Source organism: Xenorhabdus santafensis (assembly GCF_033949405.1).
GTDB classification, from domain to species: Bacteria; Pseudomonadota; Gammaproteobacteria; order Enterobacterales; family Enterobacteriaceae; genus Xenorhabdus; species Xenorhabdus santafensis.
Genome location: NZ_VCDN01000454.1, coordinates 1 through 240, shown reverse-complemented (window position 1 = coordinate 240; position 240 = coordinate 1). Strand labels below are relative to the sequence as shown.

Genomic DNA, 240 nt, shown 5'->3' with positions numbered 1-240 from the left:
CTCTAACAAGAAACAAGACACCATTTCTCCTCTTCTGCTTCTTCCCGCATTTAAAAAGGTTGGTGTCGCTGGTTGGTAGTTTTGTTTTACAATCATGCTTGCGAATTGTTTTGCTTTCGCAACATCACCGCGTCCTAAGTATAATGACACAATTGCTACACGATCTTCATAGCTTTCTAAGTATTGTTTTTGATCATTCGTTTTTAACGCATAATCTTTGTAGAACTTAGATGCTGCCAT

General features: G+C 37.9%; 1 protein-coding gene. It reads right to left on the bottom strand.

The window, feature by feature from the left end; genetic code table 11:
• The coding region (locus FE392_RS23060; protein WP_319932001.1) for a ribonucleotide reductase N-terminal alpha domain-containing protein at positions 1-240 on the bottom strand (240 nt) is incomplete at both ends.